This is a genomic window from Algoriphagus algorifonticola (genome assembly GCF_007655305.1).
GTDB classification, from domain to species: Bacteria; Bacteroidota; Bacteroidia; order Cytophagales; family Cyclobacteriaceae; genus Algoriphagus; species Algoriphagus algorifonticola.
On sequence record NZ_VLOG01000034.1, the window covers coordinates 66,553 to 82,665 of the forward strand.

The following is a 16,113-nucleotide window of genomic DNA, read 5'->3' on the forward strand; positions in this document are numbered from 1 at the left end:
GGATTTTTTCGGGGCTTTTTTCTGAATTTTACTGTAAATAAGGTTTGGACTCAGCAATCTTGTGGGCTTATAAACCTAAAACTTGCCTCAACCTGGCATAACCGGACTTACTGACCGGAAGCTTTTCTCCGTTTTTCAAATAAACCAGGTAGCTGTCCCGCTCATAGGGTTCAATTCGGGTAATGGAATTCAAATTGAGCATAAAAGACCGATGAATTCTCGCAAACCTATCCGGATCCAAAGCATCCTCGAGGGACTTCATCGTCATTTTCTTCAAATACTTCCCTGAGTCTGTGTGAATGGCGATGTAATCATCCTGAGCCTCGAAATACTGGACTTCAGCAACTGGAATGATCTTAATTTCATTCTTTACTCGAACGACTAAACGATTGCTTTTCTCAGCCATTTCTGAAATCCCTTCGTTGTTGGTAGGCTCACCTCCATTTCGGCTTTCCAGAAATTTATTTATTGCCTGCTCAAACCTGCTTTGTGAAAAGGGTTTGAGCAAATAATCGACCGCTTTAGCATCAAATGCCTTCAATGCATACTGATCAAAGGCTGTGGTAAAGATCACTGCAGGTGGCTCATCCAAGAGTTCCAATAATTCAAAGCCCGTGATTTTTGGCATTTGAACATCTAAAAAAATTAAATCAGGTTCATGCTTTTGAATAGCTTTCATGGCCTGAAAGCCATCTTGACAAATCTCCAGAATTTCGAATTGAGGGTATTTTTGCAGGTATTCCTCTACCACCGAAGCAGCCAAGGGTTCATCATCTATGATTAAAGTACGGATCATTTCAGCTGTGGTATTTTGAGTTGAATTGAAAACAGGGAGTTTTCACTGGACTTTTCTAGAAGATCATTTCTTCCAAATAAAAGATAGAGTCTGCGCTCCACCGAACTCAGACCAAAGCCGGTTCCTCCGGGTGAAGGAGATTCCGGATCAAAGGGGTTTTCAATTTTTAAAATCAAATAATTCTGTTCCTTAAAGGCTTTCAAGCTTATCATCACCTCTCCCGTCACACCATACAGCCCATGCTTGATGGAGTTTTCCAATAATGGCTGAATGAGTAATTGAGGGATTTTCATTTCCAATATTTCATCCGGAATATCCATTTCTACCTGAAGTCTATGTCCAAACCTCACTTTTTCAATTTCTAGATAGAGTTTGAGAAATGAAAGCTCTTCTTCCAAACTAAGCCAAGCCTTTAAGTCCTTGCGAATAGTTCCACGCAAAAAATCAGAAAGTTGCAAAACCATTTGTCTTGCCTTTTGAGGCTGAGAGACAACCAGTGCATTGATGGAATTTAGACTGTTGAATAGAAAATGAGGTTGTAACTGCTGTCGTAACTGGGACAATTCAGCCTCTCGGGATAATTCCATCATGTGAATTTCCCGCTTTTGTGAATCCTCCTGCTGCTCTAATCTTGCGACTACAATTGCCAGCAAAGTCACCATCACTTCAGCCAAAGCTAAGATGGCCCATCTGAGATAAAAATGTTGCTGGAGAAATGAATCGTAAACTTCTTCATCTTGGAAAAACCACTGCAGTCCAAAGCGATGAATTACAGCACCGATTAAACTGAGGAAGAGAGGTAGGATCAACAGTAAGATCACATTTCTCCCTTTTGGAGAATAAAAGCTAAAAACTCGATCCAATATCAAAACCGCACCAATGAATAGGCCGGTATACACTGCGGCATCGGTCAATGCTATTTTGAAGGAAACTTGATAATGAAGGAGAATGAGGATACAGGCAAGGAGCCAGATTACTCCGGCTCCTTGAATGACCCAATTGGCTTTGGAAGGGGAAGAAAATGCTTTGGAAAACAAAATCTTAAAGTTTTGAAGGAAGTTCGTTAAAATGATTTGATTTCCAAACCTCCAAATAGAATGGTTCCACGCAAAACCAGCACCTTATCAGGATCTACTTCCGATTGTCTGTAGATACGCTTATCCTCTACCCCTGCGGCTATGTTGGTTACTTCAGTTCGCACATCCCAATGAGGCGGAACAATCAGCTTCATGCCTCCAAAAATTACATCTACCTGCATGGTTACCACACCATTTAGATCTGCTTGGCTAAGATTTAAATCTATGCCTCCAAAAGCTGCTGTCAACTTACCTCCTTGGAAGTTTTTGGAAAGCACTCTCTTATTCACCCCGCTGAAAATCGCATCGATATTGACGCGGTCAGAGTAGGAAATTCCTGAAACTCCGCCCATTCCAGTTGCAGAAGTCCCATAGTCATCCTTGTCAGACTCTACCTGAGCATCTTCCACATCCGAAGAAGAAAAAGAACTTCCAGAACTGGACTTGAATGATTTATTTCGGATTTGCTCCTGTACATTATCCAAGATCCTTTTCTCCTTCTGCTTTTGAGTAATCAAATACAGACCAAGTAGAATTAAGGCTACCGGGAAAATGTAATTTTCAATTCCGAAATCAAATCCAAACTCTCTTTCGAGTAAGAAATAGAGACCAAAACCGAGCATAATTGAGCCAAAGAACGACTCGAATTTATGCTTGATTAAAACGACCGTACCAATTACAATCAGAATCATAGGCCAGGATAGTAACCATCCCGGGTAAAAAATACCAAGCTTCCTTAATAGGAGTAATAAGCCTATACCGAGGATTACAAATCCGAAAACCAATCCTCCATCGTTGCTGGACTTAGGGTTAGAATATTTTGCCATTGTTTTTTTGTTTTAAAATGATACTCAAAACTATCCTGAGAGTGCAATATGCCCAATCTCAATTAGGTAAGACCTGCAAAAAGTCGGTGAACGCATACAAAAAGTCGGTAAAAATGCTTGGGGATTTGGCTTGTCGGTAGAAAAATCCAGATACTAGTATGGATTAGAATTGGGTAGAAATATTTTGACTTAAATCCCCCTTGCCCCATTTGAAAGGGGATTGGCTTCCGCTAGATCAAAGGTTTATTCTACTATTTGAAGGGTTTCTGATACCATAAAGCAATGGGGTTTCTAATCCCCTACTTTTTACTGGCTAAAAATTCCGCATAATCCATATCCTCCGGGGTGGTGATTTTGATATTCTCAGGATTGCCGGGAATTAAATTCACCTGCCAACCGTGATGCTCATAAACTGTAGCATCATCCGTAAATTGTGGAAGTTCTGTGGTCTCGAAAGCTTTGCGGATTTTTTCCAGCTGAAAAGTTTGAGGAGTCTGTACCAAACGAAAATACTGCCTCTCCTGATAGAATGATTTTCCATCATCAGTTAACTTTCTGATAGAGTCTTTTAGGGAAACCACGGCTATGGCACTTCCTTTTTGAGCAGCCTCCTGAAAGCTATCTTGGATCACAGATTCATTAACGAAAGGTCTGACTCCATCATGAATGGCAACCAGCCCTGATTTAAAAGAAACTGCCTTTAATCCATTTTTTACAGATTGGAATCTGGAGTTCCCCCCTGCTACTATATGATGTGTAATTGAAAAATGATGCTTTTCTACCAATTCTTGCCATAGCTCGAAATCCATTTCAGGCAGGACTAAGATCAACTCTATCTCTGGTTCGGCTTTTGAAAAAACTTCCAGCGTATGCATCAAAATAGGTTTCCCCGCAATTGATAAATATTGTTTGGAAACAGGACCTCCCATCCGGGTTCCTTTCCCGCCGGCAACCAAAATAGCAGCTTTCTTCATATTCTAATTTTGGGCAAATGTAGGCAGTAAGATGCTTTGCAAGTTTAACCTTAGATTATCAAAAAATGAAAATACAAAAAAGAGGCTGTCTCAAAAGTGCAATATGTCACATTGAGCGAAGTCGAAATGTAGGCCAAAACGAAAGAAATGGCCTTCGACTCCCTGCCTACCGTCAGGCAGGCGCTCAGGCTGACACTAGGGCTATTAATGAGACAGCCTCTTACTATTTTAAAGGATCAACATCGCATCCCCGTAAGAGAAGAAGCGGTATTTCTCTTTGATTGCTTCTTTGTATGCTTTCATGATCAAATCGTATCCACCAAATGCAGAAGCTGTCATTAACAGCGTTGACTCTGGCAAATGGAAATTGGTGATTAATGAATTGGCGATTTTAAACTCGTAAGGAGGGATGATAAACTTGTCAGTCCAGCCACTTGAAGCTTTCAACCTGCCATTGGCAGTCACAGAAGATTCTATGGTTTTCAAAGAAGTAGTTCCTACTGCAACGACACGCTTTTTATTATCCAAAGCCTCATTGACTAATGCCACGGTTTTCTCTGGAATATCATAATTCTCAGAGTCCATTTTATGCTTAGTCAAATCCTCCACATCTACTTGACGGAAGGTACCTAAGCCAACATGCAAAGTAATTGGGCTTACTTCTACTCCCTGCAATTCCAGCCTTTTCAACAAATGTGGAGTAAAGTGCAATCCAGCTGTTGGTGCGGCAACCGCTCCTACATTTTTTGCAAAAACAGTCTGATATCTATCTCGATCTTCAGGCTCGATTTTTCGGTCAATAATCTCCTTCAAAAGAGGAGTTTCTCCCAAGGTATCAATCGTCTTGTGAAATTCTTCTTCTGTACCATCAAACAAGAATCGGATAGTACGTCCTCTTGATGTGGTATTGTCGATTACCTCGGCCACTAGGTCGGAATCTCCGAAATACAATTTATTTCCTACACGGATTTTTCTGGCAGGGTCTACCAAAACATCCCAAAGTCTTAACTCAGGATTTAATTCTCTGAGCAAAAAAACCTCGATTTCTGCCCCCGTTTTTTCTTTATTTCCATAAAGTCTTGCCGGGAAAACCTTGGTATCATTGGTCACAAATACATCTCCTTCACCGAAGTACTCGATGATATCTTTGAATGATCTGTGCTCAATTTCTCCTGTTTTCCGGTGAACCACCATTAACCGGGATTCATCTCGGTTATCTGTCGGATAAAGGGCGATAAGTTTCTTTGGTACGTCAAATTTGAAATCTGATAATTTCATAGAGAAGCTTTAGATGTAAGAGCTTGATTATTTTGATTTAGAATTACTCTAAAAAATGCAAAGATAATAACATAATAGGCAAAATCCGCTAACTTGACGAATTGTTTTAATCAAAACCCAAAAGCATGCTCTTTTTCCAACTCACCTGGGAAAGTTTCCGCTTCGCAATCAGTGCGCTCAAATCCAATTTGACTCGTACCATATTATCCCTCCTAGGGGTTACAGTGGGGATTTTCGCCATCATCGCAGTATTCACTTTGGTGGATTCTTTGGAAAACAACATCAAATCTTCCTTTTCATTTCTTGGTACCAATGTAATGCGAGTGGATAGATTCCCTTTTGCATCTGGTCCTCAGGATTATCCTTGGTGGAAATATTTCAGACGCCCAAGCGCCACTGTTGCTGAGTATAGATTTCTGGAACAACGCCTAAGTTCAGCTGAAGCAGTAACCATTTCAGCTTCTGCCACCACCACTGTTCAAGCCGGAAGCAATGCCTTTCAGGGAACTCAGCTCACTGGAGTAGCCTATACCTATCAGGACGTCTATGAAATTGCTTTGGAAGAAGGTCGCTACTTTTCAGAAATGGAAATTAATGCCTCGCGAAACTTGGCAATCATCGGAAAAACCATTGCCAACACACTTTATCCCAATCAATCTGCCATTGGCAAGGAGATCAAGATGAAAGGAATGAAATTCATCGTGGTGGGAATATTTGAGGAAGAGGGAGAAGGCTTATTTGATTTACCATCTAAAGATGAGGCTGCTTTGATCCCTTATGGAGCTTTTACCAAACTTTTCTACACCGGGAGAAATGGAATTGAGCCTACCATTGCAGCAAAAGGCAGAGAAGAAGACATTGGCCTAGTTGCTCTGGAAAATGAAATGACCGGACTCCTTCGTGCCAAAAGAGGCCTCAAACCAGTTGAGGAAAATAATTTTGCTCTCAACAAAACGGAATTTATTCAAAATGCCATTGGGTCAATTTTCGATGTAATTTCAGCCGCAGGCTGGGTCATCGGTGGATTTTCTATTCTGGTTGGTGGATTTGGTATCGCCAATATTATGTTTGTATCTGTCCGGGAGAGAACCAATATCATCGGTATTCAAAAGTCTTTGGGAGCAAAAAATTATTTCATTCTTTTTCAGTTTCTATTTGAAGCTGTTTGCCTCAGCTTAATCGGAGGAGGCACAGGGATTATCCTAGTTTATTTCCTCAGCTTTGTACAATTAGGGAGTTTGGACTTAGTCCTTTCATTCTCCAATATTATTCTAGGACTAGGCGTTTCCTCAGTGATTGGTATCGTGTCAGGGATTGTTCCCGCAACACTCGCTGCAAGATTGGATCCTGTAGAAGCAATTCGATCCAACTAAACATAAAAAAAGGAGAGCTTAAATGGCTCTCCTTTCTTGTTTTGAAAGTATCCTCTTTCTCTCCATAATTATTCTATGCGGCACATATGACTACCAAAGGTTGAATTGATTCAAGCTTCGGTCTTATTGCTTAATAACCTTAAGATAAACTCTCCTTTCCGATCATAATATTTTCACCTATCTAATATGTATATCCTCTTTCTCGGCAGGAAGAGAAAATACGACTTAGAATCAGCCAGATGGATCAGAATCTGCAAGCTTCGGTCTTCGGTCATCAGTCTTCCACTTCGATAAGCATGGGAAATATGGCAATTGGCATAATTGCGAGTAATCAGATTATTTAATTTCTATTCCTCCATATCCGCAACCGGCTCAGTTGGCAAAAGCCCTGAAGCTGATTTGATTTTTCCTTCCAGCTCTTCCATCAACTCCGGATTGTCAAGCAATAGATTTTTAACTGCATCCCTACCTTGGCCCAATTTCTCTCCATTATAGGAGAACCAAGATCCAGCCTTTTTGATGATGTCAAACTCTACCCCCAAATCAATGATCTCTCCAACTTTGGATATACCCTGACCATACATGATGTCAAACTCCACCACTTTGAAAGGAGGCGCCACTTTGTTTTTCACCACTTTTACTCGGGTTCTGTTACCCAAAATATTATCAGCACTTTCTTTGATCTGGCCGATTCTTCTGATATCCAATCGAACTGAAGCATAGAATTTCAAAGCATTACCACCTGTAGTAGTCTCCGGGTTTCCGAACATGACCCCGATCTTCTCTCTCAACTGGTTGATAAAAATACATGCACAGCCAGTCTTGTTAATAGCTCCGGTCAGTTTTCTCAAGGCTTGAGACATCAAACGAGCTTGCAAACCCATTTTACTCTCTCCCATTTCGCCTTCGAGTTCCCCCTTAGGCACCAATGCTGCCACTGAGTCAATGACAATGATGTCAATGGCTCCGGATCGAATCAAGTGTTCCGCAATTTCCAATGCCTGCTCTCCATTGTCTGGCTGAGATATCAATAAATTTTCGGTATCAATTCCCAACTTTTCTGCATAGCTCTTATCAAAAGCATGTTCAGCATCGATAAAAGCGGCCAAACCGCCTGCCTTTTGAGCCTCTGCAATACAATGCATGGTCAATGTCGTCTTACCGGATGATTCAGGTCCATAAATCTCAATCACTCTACCTCTAGGAATACCTCCTACACCCAAAGCCATATCCAAGCCCAATGATCCGGTGGAGATTGCCGGCACGTCCTGCACCTTATTATCACTCAGCTTCATCACTGCCCCTTTTCCATAGGTTTTTTCGAGCTTATCGATGGTGAGTTGAAGTGCTTTTAATTTTTCTGCGTTATTACTCATGTGTTTATTAGTATAGAATCAAAGTATGAAGTTAAAGATTGCTAAGTCCTCCGCCAAAAACTGTCGATCTCTTAAAATCTCTGACAAATTCGTAATTTTAAGTCCCAAACGGCACGCTTTTTCGTATATAATCTGAAATTACACTGTTTTTGTCAGGTATTGTCAAAAAATTTATGCTCAACCCAAAATTCATCTACTTCTCTTTCCTCTTTTTCTTCGTTCATCCGGTTTTTTCACAAAATTCCGCAACGGACCCATACACCTTTGGTGAGGAGTTGAATTTCGAAGTGAGCTATGGATGGTTCAACCTGGCAGATGCAAAAATGGAAATAGCCAGAAAGCCTCATTTACAGGATAGCAAGCCTCATTACAAAATTGATGTGTATGGCAAAACGAAAGGAGCCGCAACTATTTTCGGAAAAGTAAATGACAATTGGGGAACATTGATAGATATGGACTCCAAACTCCCATCTCTATCCTATAGACATATTGAAGAGGGCAAATACAGGAAGCATGAAAAAGTAACTTTTGATCAAAAAAATCAAACAGCCTTCATGCAACTCTATGACCGGGAAAATAAGTCTTTGAAGGAAGAAAGAGAGTTTAAGTTACCCGGACAGGTACAGGACTTGGTCAGTGGGTTTTATTATTTGAGAACCTTAAACCTCAAAAATCTGAAGCCGGGAGACCAATTGGTCATTCGTGGATTCTTTGATAAAGAAATATATAACATAAAATTAATTTACGAGGGAACTGAAAAACTCGAAACAGAAATCGGCACCAAGGATACTTACATTTTTTCTCCCCAGCTACCTAAAAACAACCTTTTTCGAGGTGAGTATCCGGTAAAGGTGTGGGTGACACAGGATCAAAATAAAATCCCTGTTAAAATCAAGGCCAACTTATTCCTCGGCTCCATCAATTTGGACATCAAATCTGCCAAAGGATTACGCTATAATTAACCCCAAGACTTAATATTTACTTAACATTTGGATAGGAATTTGGCCAATTCTGGCTTAAAAACACCCCGTAGTTTTCCTATCCCTGAATAAAATTGGCAGCAATCTCCAAATATTCTTTAATTTGAAAGAATTAACAGAAACAATCCATGGGCGACAAACAGAAAATCAAAGTCCTGGTCGTAGATGACGAGCCAGATATAGTTGAGATTCTAAAGTACAACCTACAAAAAGAAGGCTATGAGGTAGCAACTGCCGAAGATGGGATCAAGGCAGTGAAAACTGCTTCGAAGTTCAAACCCGATGTGATACTTTTAGATATCATGATGCCTCATCAGGATGGGGTGGAAACCTGCCGTCAAATCAGGGAAATCCCAGAGCTGAAAAATACTTTTGTCATTTTCCTGACCGCCAGAATGGAAGAATATTCAGAAGTGGCAGCCTTTGATGTAGGGGCAGATGATTATATCACCAAGCCTATTAAGCCTAGGGCTTTGATGAGTAGAATTGCCGCTCTTTTTAGAAGAGAATCGAAAAAGGATCAGGATCTGGCTCAGATAAAAATCAGGGATTTATTGATCGATCGGGGTAGCTATACCATTGAAAAATCCGGCAAAACCATCACACTCCCCAAGAAGGAATTTGAATTATTGTATTTCCTAGCCAAAAACCCTAATATGGTATTCAGTAGAGATGAGTTGCTTCAGAATATCTGGGGATCTGATGTATTTGTACTTGCCAGAACGGTGGATGTCCATATACGGAAGGTTCGGGAAAAAATCGGAGATGACTACATCACTACTGTAAAAGGTGTAGGATATAAATTCGATTTGGGTTCCTAATTCATGCTTGCAAGCTCCCGAGGTATTTCTTTGATCTTAGCTGTGGCCATTTCGGTCATGGTGTCAGCATTTTTATCTCTATTACAAGATTCCACTCCTGTATTGATATTAGTGGCTTTCGGGCTTTCTTTCTCTGCTTCTTATTTATTGATCAATATTACCTTGGAGTTTCTGGTTTTTCGTGAGATCGGAAATATTTACTCCCTCTTGGAAAAAATCCAGAAAAAGGACCTTTCCGAAATCTCTGATAAAAGCTCCAAGTCTTCTATTTCTCCTTTAAGAAAAATCAATAATGTCATCAACTCCTACGCGATAGCCAGACAAAAAGAGATTGATGCCTTGCAAAAAAATGCAGAGTTCAGGAGGGAGTTTATAGCCGACATTTCCCACGAGCTGAAAACTCCAATTTTTGCAACACAAGGCTATATCCACACGCTATTGGACGGAGCAATTGATGATAAGCAAGTTCGGATGAAATTCCTCAAGCGGGCAGCCAAAAGTCTGGATTCTCTGGATAATCTGGTGCAGGATTTATTAACCCTGAATCAAATGGAAAGCGGAGTAATCAAGTTTGTTTACACAGACTTTAATTTGAAAGAATTGATTGATGAAGTAATTGAGGAATTGGAGCATAAAGCATCCAAAAGAAAGGTCAATATCTCCTTTAAATACGACTCTGATAAAAGCTATGTGACCCATGCTGATAGGCAGAAAATCTATAGAGTTTGTCAAAACCTGATTTTCAATGCCGTCAAATACAATCATGATGAAGGTGAGGTCAAAATATCTCTGAAAACTCAGAAAAGTCACATTCAAGTAGATATTAAAGACGATGGACAGGGAATCCCTCCAGAAGACTTGAAGCGGATTTTTGAAAGGTTTTACCGGGTAGAAAAAAGCCGAAACAAAAAAGAAGGCGGAACAGGCTTGGGATTAGCAATCGTGAAGCACATTCTGGAAGGTCATAAAAGTAAGATCTCTGTAAGTTCGACCGTGGGTAAAGGATCAATTTTTAGTTTTTCTTTGCCACTGGTGAAGGAGAAGGAATTGGAAAAAAACATAGAAGTTGACTAATAGTTCAACCTCGATTTTCCCCTTTGATATCAATGTGTTCTCAATACATGAAACTAGCCATAAATATCAATCTTACTTTTATTTCATTGTCCAACGGATTAATTATTTAAATTTAGTAAATTAGTTCTTGCGTTTTAACCTTTAGAACTGATGAAACATCTTACCCAACTAGTATTAATTATTTTTGCTTTAGGTACTTTTTCCTGCGATAAGCATATGGATCCTTGTTGCCCTATTGGCAATAATGCGATTAACCTTAAAGTCCAAGACAGGGAAGGCAATGACCTTTTGGATCAAAAACGAGCTGAGTCCTTCAGGGAAAATGTCATCAAAATCTTTTATGAGCGAGCGGGAGAGCTGGAAGAGTATTTTAATGGAGGGCACTCCAACATGAGAAGGAATTTTTGGATTATTTCTCCGCATGTGGATGAAAAATACCATCAAATGAGATTAATCATTGATTCCGAAGTGACAGTGATTCAATGGAATGAAAACGAGGCAGACACGCTTTACTCAGAAATTGTATACGATAAAGAATTCAACCAGAAACACATTCAAAAAGTCTTTCATAAAGGTGAGTTAAAATACAGTAATGATCCTTCACATATCAAAGCTGGTTTTATAATCACCAAAGGGCGCTAATCATCCTTGAATAGAAAGCAGAATTCCTTCCCCTCGGAAGGATTTTTTTTGAGCGATCATTTCCCTACCTTTGCAGCCTCTTTGAAGAGGCACAGGCGAATCCATGAAAAAAATAGATTTTCAAAAACTCATTCTGTTTGAAAACGAGGATTACCTGGTAATCAACAAGCCGCCTTACCTGTCGAGCTTAGACGATAGACATGAGGCGCAGAACATCCTGGACCTTGCCAAGATGCACACAGCAGATGCCCAGCTGTGCCATCGTTTGGACAAGGAGACATCCGGATGTCTGGTGATTGCCAAGAATCCAGAGGCCTACAGGCACACGGCCATCCAGTTTGAAAATAGAAAAGTGGACAAAATCTATCATGCTGTGGTAGAAGGCATCCGGGAATACGAACACCTGACAGTGGATCGTAACCTACTTGCTTCCGCCAAAGGTGTAGCCAAAGTCAGCAAGGAAGGCAAGCCTGCTCAGACGGTCTTTCATACGATACAGACCTACAGGGCACATTCATTGATCGAATGCAAACCCATTACGGGTAGATTGCACCAGATCCGTGTACACTTGGCCTACCTACAATCTCCGATTTGCGGAGATGAGCTGTACGGAGGTAAGCATTTATACCTTTCTTCGCTCAAGCGCCGCTTCAATTTGAAAAAAGAGACAGAAGAATTACCCATCATGCAGCGGGTTTCTTTGCATGCTTTTTCGATCGGGTTTGAAGGATTGGACGGAAAAAGAATCACCGTCAATGCTCCTTATCCCAAAGATTTTCAGGTTTTGGTCCATCAGTTGGAAAAAACAGCCTGATTATCAGTCTGAAAAAGCAATAAAAAATTCGGTGTTTTTATGCTAAACCTGTGAAAATCAGGATTAGCCTTGGAAATATTTTGCATGGAAAATAAAATACTTCTATCTTTGTGTCCCTTTTTGGGGGTCGAATATATTTAACAAGCTAAAAATTAAACAGTTACACAGTGGATACTTTAAGCTATAAGACCGTATCGGCTAACAACTCGACTGTAGAAAAGCAATGGGTGATTGTGGATGCCCAAGCAGCAGTATTGGGTAGATTAGCCAGTGAGGTAGCGAAAATCTTAAGAGGAAAAACGAAGCCTAGCTTCACTCCTCATGTGGATTGCGGTGACAATGTCATTGTAATCAACGCAGACAAAGTCAGATTGACTGGTGACAAGTGGGATGCCAAAGTATATGTGCGTCACACAGGTTACCCAGGTGGTCAGCGAATCTCTACACCTAGAATGTTGAAAGAAAAATCTTCAGCGATTTTGGTAGAGAAAGCTGTCAGAGGCATGTTGCCAAAAAACAGATTAGGTAGGAAATTGTACGGAAATCTGTACGTGTATGAAGGATCTGAGCATCCACATGCAGCGCAGCAGCCAAAAACCATCACTCTTTAATCGACTAATTCATGGAAATGATCAACAAAATCGGTAGAAGAAAGACCTCTGTAGCCAGAATTTACATGGCTCCGGGAAAAGGCAACATCACCGTAAACAATCAGACACTAGAAGTTTACTTCCCATTTGATTTGCACCAGATTGTGGTAAAGCAGCCTCTTGCCTTGGTAGGAGAAGACGGAAACTACGACATCCAAATCAATGTAGACGGAGGTGGTATCAAAGGGCAGGCTGAGGCAGCTAGAATGGCTATCTCCAGAGCTTTGTGCGAATTCAACGAAGAGCACAGAGGTCCATTGAAAAAAGAAGGATTCTTGACTCGTGACCCTAGAATGGTCGAGCGTAAGAAGCCAGGACGTAGAAAAGCAAGAAGAAGATTCCAGTTCTCCAAGCGTTAATCGGATCTTTTCTTCAATCAATAGAAAACAATTTTATTCATGTCAAAAATCGAATACAAAGACTTACTGGATGCTGGTGTTCACTTCGGACACTTGACGAGAAAGTGGGATCCCAGAATGGCTCCATATATTTTCATGGAGAAGAACGGAATCCATATTATCGACCTTAACAAAACGCTTGCTTGCCTCGATGAAGCATCCGCAGCAATCAAGCAAATCGTACGCTCAGGCAAAAAAGTAATGTTTGTCGCTACTAAGAAGCAAGCTAAAGACTTGGTAGCAGATGAAGCTCGTCGTCTTAACATGCCCTACGTAACCGAAAGATGGTTGGGTGGTATGTTGACTAACTTTGCCACGATCCGCAAATCCTTGAAGAAAATGTCTGGCCTTGAGAAAATGATGAAGGAAGACTCTTTCAAGAACATGGCAAAGAAAGAAAGGCTGATGGTGTCTCGTCAGAAGGAGAAAATGGAAACTGTATTGGGCGGTATCGCTGACCTAAGCAGACTTCCTGCGGCTCTTTTCATCGTAGATATCAAAAGAGAACACATTGCGATTGCTGAAGCACAAAAGCTTGGTATCCCTGTTTTTGCATTGGTAGATACAAACTCCAACCCAAATGAGGTGGATTTCCCTATCCCTGCCAATGATGATGCATTCAAGTCAGTAAACTTATTGGTTAAAGCTTTCGGAGCAGCTATCGAAGAAGGTCTTTCTGAGCGTAAGAAAGACAAAGAAGATGCTAAACTTTCTGAAGAGGAAGAAGCAAAAAGAGCTGTTGACGCTGAAACCAAAGAGTAAAAACTCACTTGATTTGATATACTAACAAAAATTGAACATCAGGCCTCGGTCGGTGTTCAATTTTTTGTTTCTACTCGGCCTTTGACTAGCTTTTGGAAGCAAGGCCCAAATTCCCCAACCCTATTTAGGGGTTGAAACCAAGAATAAAAATCGTTTAATCATACAAACAGATCACACAATGGCAATTACTGCACAAGAAGTAAACAAACTGAGACAAATGACCGGTGCCGGTATGATGGACTGCAAAAAAGCTTTGACAGAAGCAGAAGGCGACTTCGATAAAGCTGTAGACATCCTCAGAAAAAAAGGACAAAAAGTATCCGCTTCCAGAGCTGACAGAGAAACCAAAGAAGGCGTAGTAGTAACTAACGTATCTGACAATGGAGCTACAGGCACTATCCTTTCTTTGACTTGCGAAACTGACTTCGTTGCTAAAAATGAAGAATTCGGTGCATTCGCAACTACTCTTTTGACCTTAGCAGTAGAAAAGGGAGCCTCTTCTATCGAAGAAATCCTTGCTCTTCCATTTGAAAAAATCACGGTTGCTGAGAAAATCGTAGAAATGACCGGTAAAATCGGTGAAAAAATCGAAATCTCTCATTACGAAGTAGTGAAAGCTGAAGCAGTAGTTCCTTACATTCACTCCAACGGTAAATTGGGTGTAATGGTAGGATTGACCAACACTTCAGGTTCCGATGTAGAAGAAGCAGGTAAAGATGTAGCAATGCAAATTGCTGCGATGAACCCTGTAGCCGTTGACAAAGATGGTGTAGACTCATCTACTGTAGAGCGTGAAATCGAAGTAGGTAAAGAGCAAGCAAGAGCAGAAGGCAAGCCAGAAGAAATGCTAGAAAAAATTGCGATGGGTAAATTGAATAAGTTCTATAAAGAGAACACCTTGTTGAGCCAGCAGTTTGTGAAAGACAGCAGCTTGACTATCGCTCAGTACCTGAACAATGTAAGCAAAGGCATGACTGTTTCTGCTTTCAAAAGAATCTCTATCGGGTAATTCAAATATAGCCCATTGAACATAAAAAAAGCTGACTTGAATAAGGTCAGCTTTTTTTGTTTGACTTGTTTTGTCCTACTATCAAATTACTTCAGCTTGAAACCTAGCCTATAATTTACCATTAGGTAATAGGGCCAATACCCAGAAAAGGACGACATACTTACCCCTAAAGTATTTCTCCTGTTTTCATTTTTCCCTTGCCAATCAAACACAACCTGAGTGACATATCCTAGACGGGCAAACCTCTCCACATTCATAATTCCTTCCATTTCTCCACGCTCATTTCGAAACCAGCCCCCAAATGAAGCATCACCTCCATATTGAAATGAGGGACCAAATCCCAAGCCGACTCTAAAGTCTTTTGCTGTTCGAATCACATCGTAGTTCAATCTCACATCGGTGAAAAGACTGGAGGAAAATGCATTAATATTTTGACCATCCAATTGAGGTTCCCAAAATTTCCCACTTCCATCAAACTCACCGATCACGGCAAAATAGGTCAAGGAGGGATTGATAGAAAATCTTTCTGAAGTATAAACACTCAACTCATTCATAAAATTGATGGCCCATTTACCTTGATTCCCTTCTATGGAAGGCCCGGCTCCTACTCGATAAATCAACTTCTTATCTTTCCCTTCCTGACCAAATGAATTAAAGGTTAGAATAGTCATTACTAAGACTGTGAAAAATTTTTTCTTAAACATGAATATGTGATTTAAATCTTTAGTAAAGGTGATAAATCAGAGATTCTTTTCAAATATTATTTCATACTTTTTCTAGGTTTTAGAAATTTTAAATTTTTTATCATTATTTATTTATATTTATTATCAATTTTTTTACATATAGTGAGATTAAAAATCATCTAATTTTTATGATTCTTAAGGTAGCAAAATGGTGATTCTGATGCTTTAGGCAGAAAGTATATTGGAAGCACATACTCAAAAAACAGGATCCACTGCTCTCTCCTCAGGAATTATAAGTGAGACTTAATTCAAGACCGAAACCTAGCTTTGCACTATTCAATTCGTAGCTAAAACCATGAAATCGATGTAAATCTATGTGGCTTATGTGGTTAATTAATTTTCCCGCAGATCAGCGCAGATTAGATTCGCAGATTAACGCAGATTATTTTAAAAGTAAACAAATGTGCTTCTCAGGAGGAATAACCGGAATCTATTCTAAAAATTAAGCCCACCAGTGCACTACTCAACTTATTACCTAAACCATAAAAAACTATGTGATCTTTGTGGCCTATGTGGTTCA

General features: G+C 40.2%; 17 protein-coding genes. 10 read left to right on the forward strand and 7 right to left on the reverse strand.

All coding sequences use genetic code 11. The features are described 5' to 3' along the window. Window positions 1-67: 67 nt before the first annotated feature. The 5 genes from FL972_RS07470 to queA form a co-directional block, all read right to left on the reverse strand. Window positions 68-796 (reverse strand): LytR/AlgR family response regulator transcription factor, encoded by a 729-nt coding sequence (locus tag FL972_RS07470; protein WP_144604427.1) that lies wholly within the window; start codon window positions 794-796, stop codon window positions 68-70. Next, complete coding sequence (locus tag FL972_RS07475) at window positions 793-1,833, reverse strand: sensor histidine kinase (RefSeq protein WP_144604429.1); 1,041 nt, start codon at window positions 1,831-1,833, stop codon at window positions 793-795. The genes FL972_RS07470 and FL972_RS07475 overlap by 4 nt, the downstream gene beginning before the upstream one ends. Window positions 1,834-1,859: 26 nt before the next feature. After that, on the reverse strand, window positions 1,860-2,699 hold the full coding sequence (locus FL972_RS07480; protein ID WP_091654880.1) for a LiaF transmembrane domain-containing protein: 840 nt from the start codon (window positions 2,697-2,699) through the stop codon (window positions 1,860-1,862). A gap of 299 nt (window positions 2,700-2,998) precedes the next feature. Further along, window positions 2,999-3,673, reverse strand: a complete 675-nt coding sequence (locus FL972_RS07485; protein ID WP_144604431.1) for a 2-C-methyl-D-erythritol 4-phosphate cytidylyltransferase — start codon at window positions 3,671-3,673, stop codon at window positions 2,999-3,001. A 228-nt stretch (window positions 3,674-3,901) separates the two neighbouring features. Beyond that, window positions 3,902-4,951: a tRNA preQ1(34) S-adenosylmethionine ribosyltransferase-isomerase QueA gene (gene queA, locus FL972_RS07490; protein ID WP_144604433.1), complete on the reverse strand. Its 1,050-nt coding sequence runs from the start codon at window positions 4,949-4,951 to the stop codon at window positions 3,902-3,904. 125 nt (window positions 4,952-5,076) lie between these two features. Between queA and FL972_RS07495 the strand changes: the two genes are divergently transcribed. Beyond that, the gene (locus FL972_RS07495) at window positions 5,077-6,324 is read left to right on the forward strand and encodes an ABC transporter permease (RefSeq protein WP_144604435.1); all 1,248 of its coding nucleotides are present in this window, start codon (window positions 5,077-5,079) and stop codon (window positions 6,322-6,324) included. A gap of 347 nt (window positions 6,325-6,671) precedes the next feature. Here the strand turns inward: FL972_RS07495 and recA are convergent, their stop codons facing one another. Next, on the reverse strand, window positions 6,672-7,700 hold the full coding sequence (gene recA, locus FL972_RS07500; RefSeq protein ID WP_091654884.1) for a recombinase RecA: 1,029 nt from the start codon (window positions 7,698-7,700) through the stop codon (window positions 6,672-6,674). 173 nt (window positions 7,701-7,873) lie between these two features. Here recA and FL972_RS07505 point away from each other — a divergent pair, with 173 nt between their 5' ends. The 9 genes from FL972_RS07505 to tsf all read left to right on the forward strand — a co-directional run bounded on the left by FL972_RS07505 (window position 7,874) and on the right by tsf (window position 14,850). Continuing rightward, the gene (locus FL972_RS07505) at window positions 7,874-8,662 is read left to right on the forward strand and encodes a DUF3108 domain-containing protein (protein ID WP_144604437.1); all 789 of its coding nucleotides are present in this window, start codon (window positions 7,874-7,876) and stop codon (window positions 8,660-8,662) included. Window positions 8,663-8,808: 146 nt separating this feature from the next. Continuing rightward, a complete protein-coding gene (locus FL972_RS07510; protein WP_091654886.1) occupies window positions 8,809-9,501 on the forward strand; it encodes a response regulator transcription factor in 693 nt (230 codons plus the stop codon). 3 nt (window positions 9,502-9,504) lie between these two features. Further along, the gene (locus FL972_RS07515) at window positions 9,505-10,575 is read left to right on the forward strand and encodes a sensor histidine kinase (RefSeq protein WP_144604439.1); all 1,071 of its coding nucleotides are present in this window, start codon (window positions 9,505-9,507) and stop codon (window positions 10,573-10,575) included. Window positions 10,576-10,725: 150 nt separating this feature from the next. Then, on the forward strand, window positions 10,726-11,217 hold the full coding sequence (locus tag FL972_RS07520) for a hypothetical protein (RefSeq protein WP_144604441.1): 492 nt from the start codon (window positions 10,726-10,728) through the stop codon (window positions 11,215-11,217). A gap of 103 nt (window positions 11,218-11,320) precedes the next feature. Further along, on the forward strand, window positions 11,321-12,031 hold the full coding sequence (locus tag FL972_RS07525; RefSeq protein WP_144604443.1) for an RluA family pseudouridine synthase: 711 nt from the start codon (window positions 11,321-11,323) through the stop codon (window positions 12,029-12,031). Window positions 12,032-12,198: 167 nt separating this feature from the next. Then, a complete protein-coding gene (gene rplM / locus FL972_RS07530) occupies window positions 12,199-12,642 on the forward strand; it encodes a 50S ribosomal protein L13 (RefSeq protein WP_144604445.1) in 444 nt (147 codons plus the stop codon). A gap of 11 nt (window positions 12,643-12,653) precedes the next feature. Beyond that, window positions 12,654-13,040 carry a 30S ribosomal protein S9 gene (rpsI, locus tag FL972_RS07535; RefSeq protein ID WP_091654891.1) on the forward strand — a complete coding sequence of 129 codons (387 nt, stop codon included), beginning with the start codon at window positions 12,654-12,656 and terminating at the stop codon, window positions 13,038-13,040. A 39-nt stretch (window positions 13,041-13,079) separates the two neighbouring features. Continuing rightward, the gene (rpsB, locus tag FL972_RS07540) at window positions 13,080-13,841 is read left to right on the forward strand and encodes a 30S ribosomal protein S2 (RefSeq protein ID WP_144604447.1); all 762 of its coding nucleotides are present in this window, start codon (window positions 13,080-13,082) and stop codon (window positions 13,839-13,841) included. 178 nt (window positions 13,842-14,019) lie between these two features. Further along, on the forward strand, window positions 14,020-14,850 hold the full coding sequence (tsf, locus tag FL972_RS07545; protein WP_144604449.1) for a translation elongation factor Ts: 831 nt from the start codon (window positions 14,020-14,022) through the stop codon (window positions 14,848-14,850). 86 nt (window positions 14,851-14,936) lie between these two features. Here tsf and FL972_RS07550 read toward each other — a convergent pair whose 3' ends face one another. Beyond that, window positions 14,937-15,554: a hypothetical protein gene (locus tag FL972_RS07550; RefSeq protein ID WP_144604451.1), complete on the reverse strand. Its 618-nt coding sequence runs from the start codon at window positions 15,552-15,554 to the stop codon at window positions 14,937-14,939. Between the last annotated feature and the right edge of the window lie 559 nt (window positions 15,555-16,113).

Coding starts and splice junctions, on each gene's coding strand:
- FL972_RS07470 (WP_144604427.1), bottom strand. CDS start 796: ATGATCCGTACTTTAATCATAGATGATGAACCCTTGGCTGCTTCGGTG.
- FL972_RS07515 (WP_144604439.1), top strand. CDS start 9,505: ATGCTTGCAAGCTCCCGAGGTATTTCTTTGATCTTAGCTGTGGCCATT.
- FL972_RS07480 (WP_091654880.1), bottom strand. CDS start 2,699: ATGGCAAAATATTCTAACCCTAAGTCCAGCAACGATGGAGGATTGGTT.
- FL972_RS07525 (WP_144604443.1), top strand. CDS start 11,321: ATGAAAAAAATAGATTTTCAAAAACTCATTCTGTTTGAAAACGAGGAT.
- queA (WP_144604433.1), bottom strand. CDS start 4,951: ATGAAATTATCAGATTTCAAATTTGACGTACCAAAGAAACTTATCGCC.
- FL972_RS07550 (WP_144604451.1), bottom strand. CDS start 15,554: ATGTTTAAGAAAAAATTTTTCACAGTCTTAGTAATGACTATTCTAACC.
- FL972_RS07495 (WP_144604435.1), top strand. CDS start 5,077: ATGCTCTTTTTCCAACTCACCTGGGAAAGTTTCCGCTTCGCAATCAGT.
- rpsI (WP_091654891.1), top strand. CDS start 12,654: ATGGAAATGATCAACAAAATCGGTAGAAGAAAGACCTCTGTAGCCAGA.
- tsf (WP_144604449.1), top strand. CDS start 14,020: ATGGCAATTACTGCACAAGAAGTAAACAAACTGAGACAAATGACCGGT.
- rpsB (WP_144604447.1), top strand. CDS start 13,080: ATGTCAAAAATCGAATACAAAGACTTACTGGATGCTGGTGTTCACTTC.
- recA (WP_091654884.1), bottom strand. CDS start 7,700: ATGAGTAATAACGCAGAAAAATTAAAAGCACTTCAACTCACCATCGAT.
- FL972_RS07520 (WP_144604441.1), top strand. CDS start 10,726: ATGAAACATCTTACCCAACTAGTATTAATTATTTTTGCTTTAGGTACT.
- FL972_RS07510 (WP_091654886.1), top strand. CDS start 8,809: ATGGGCGACAAACAGAAAATCAAAGTCCTGGTCGTAGATGACGAGCCA.
- FL972_RS07485 (WP_144604431.1), bottom strand. CDS start 3,673: ATGAAGAAAGCTGCTATTTTGGTTGCCGGCGGGAAAGGAACCCGGATG.
- FL972_RS07505 (WP_144604437.1), top strand. CDS start 7,874: ATGCTCAACCCAAAATTCATCTACTTCTCTTTCCTCTTTTTCTTCGTT.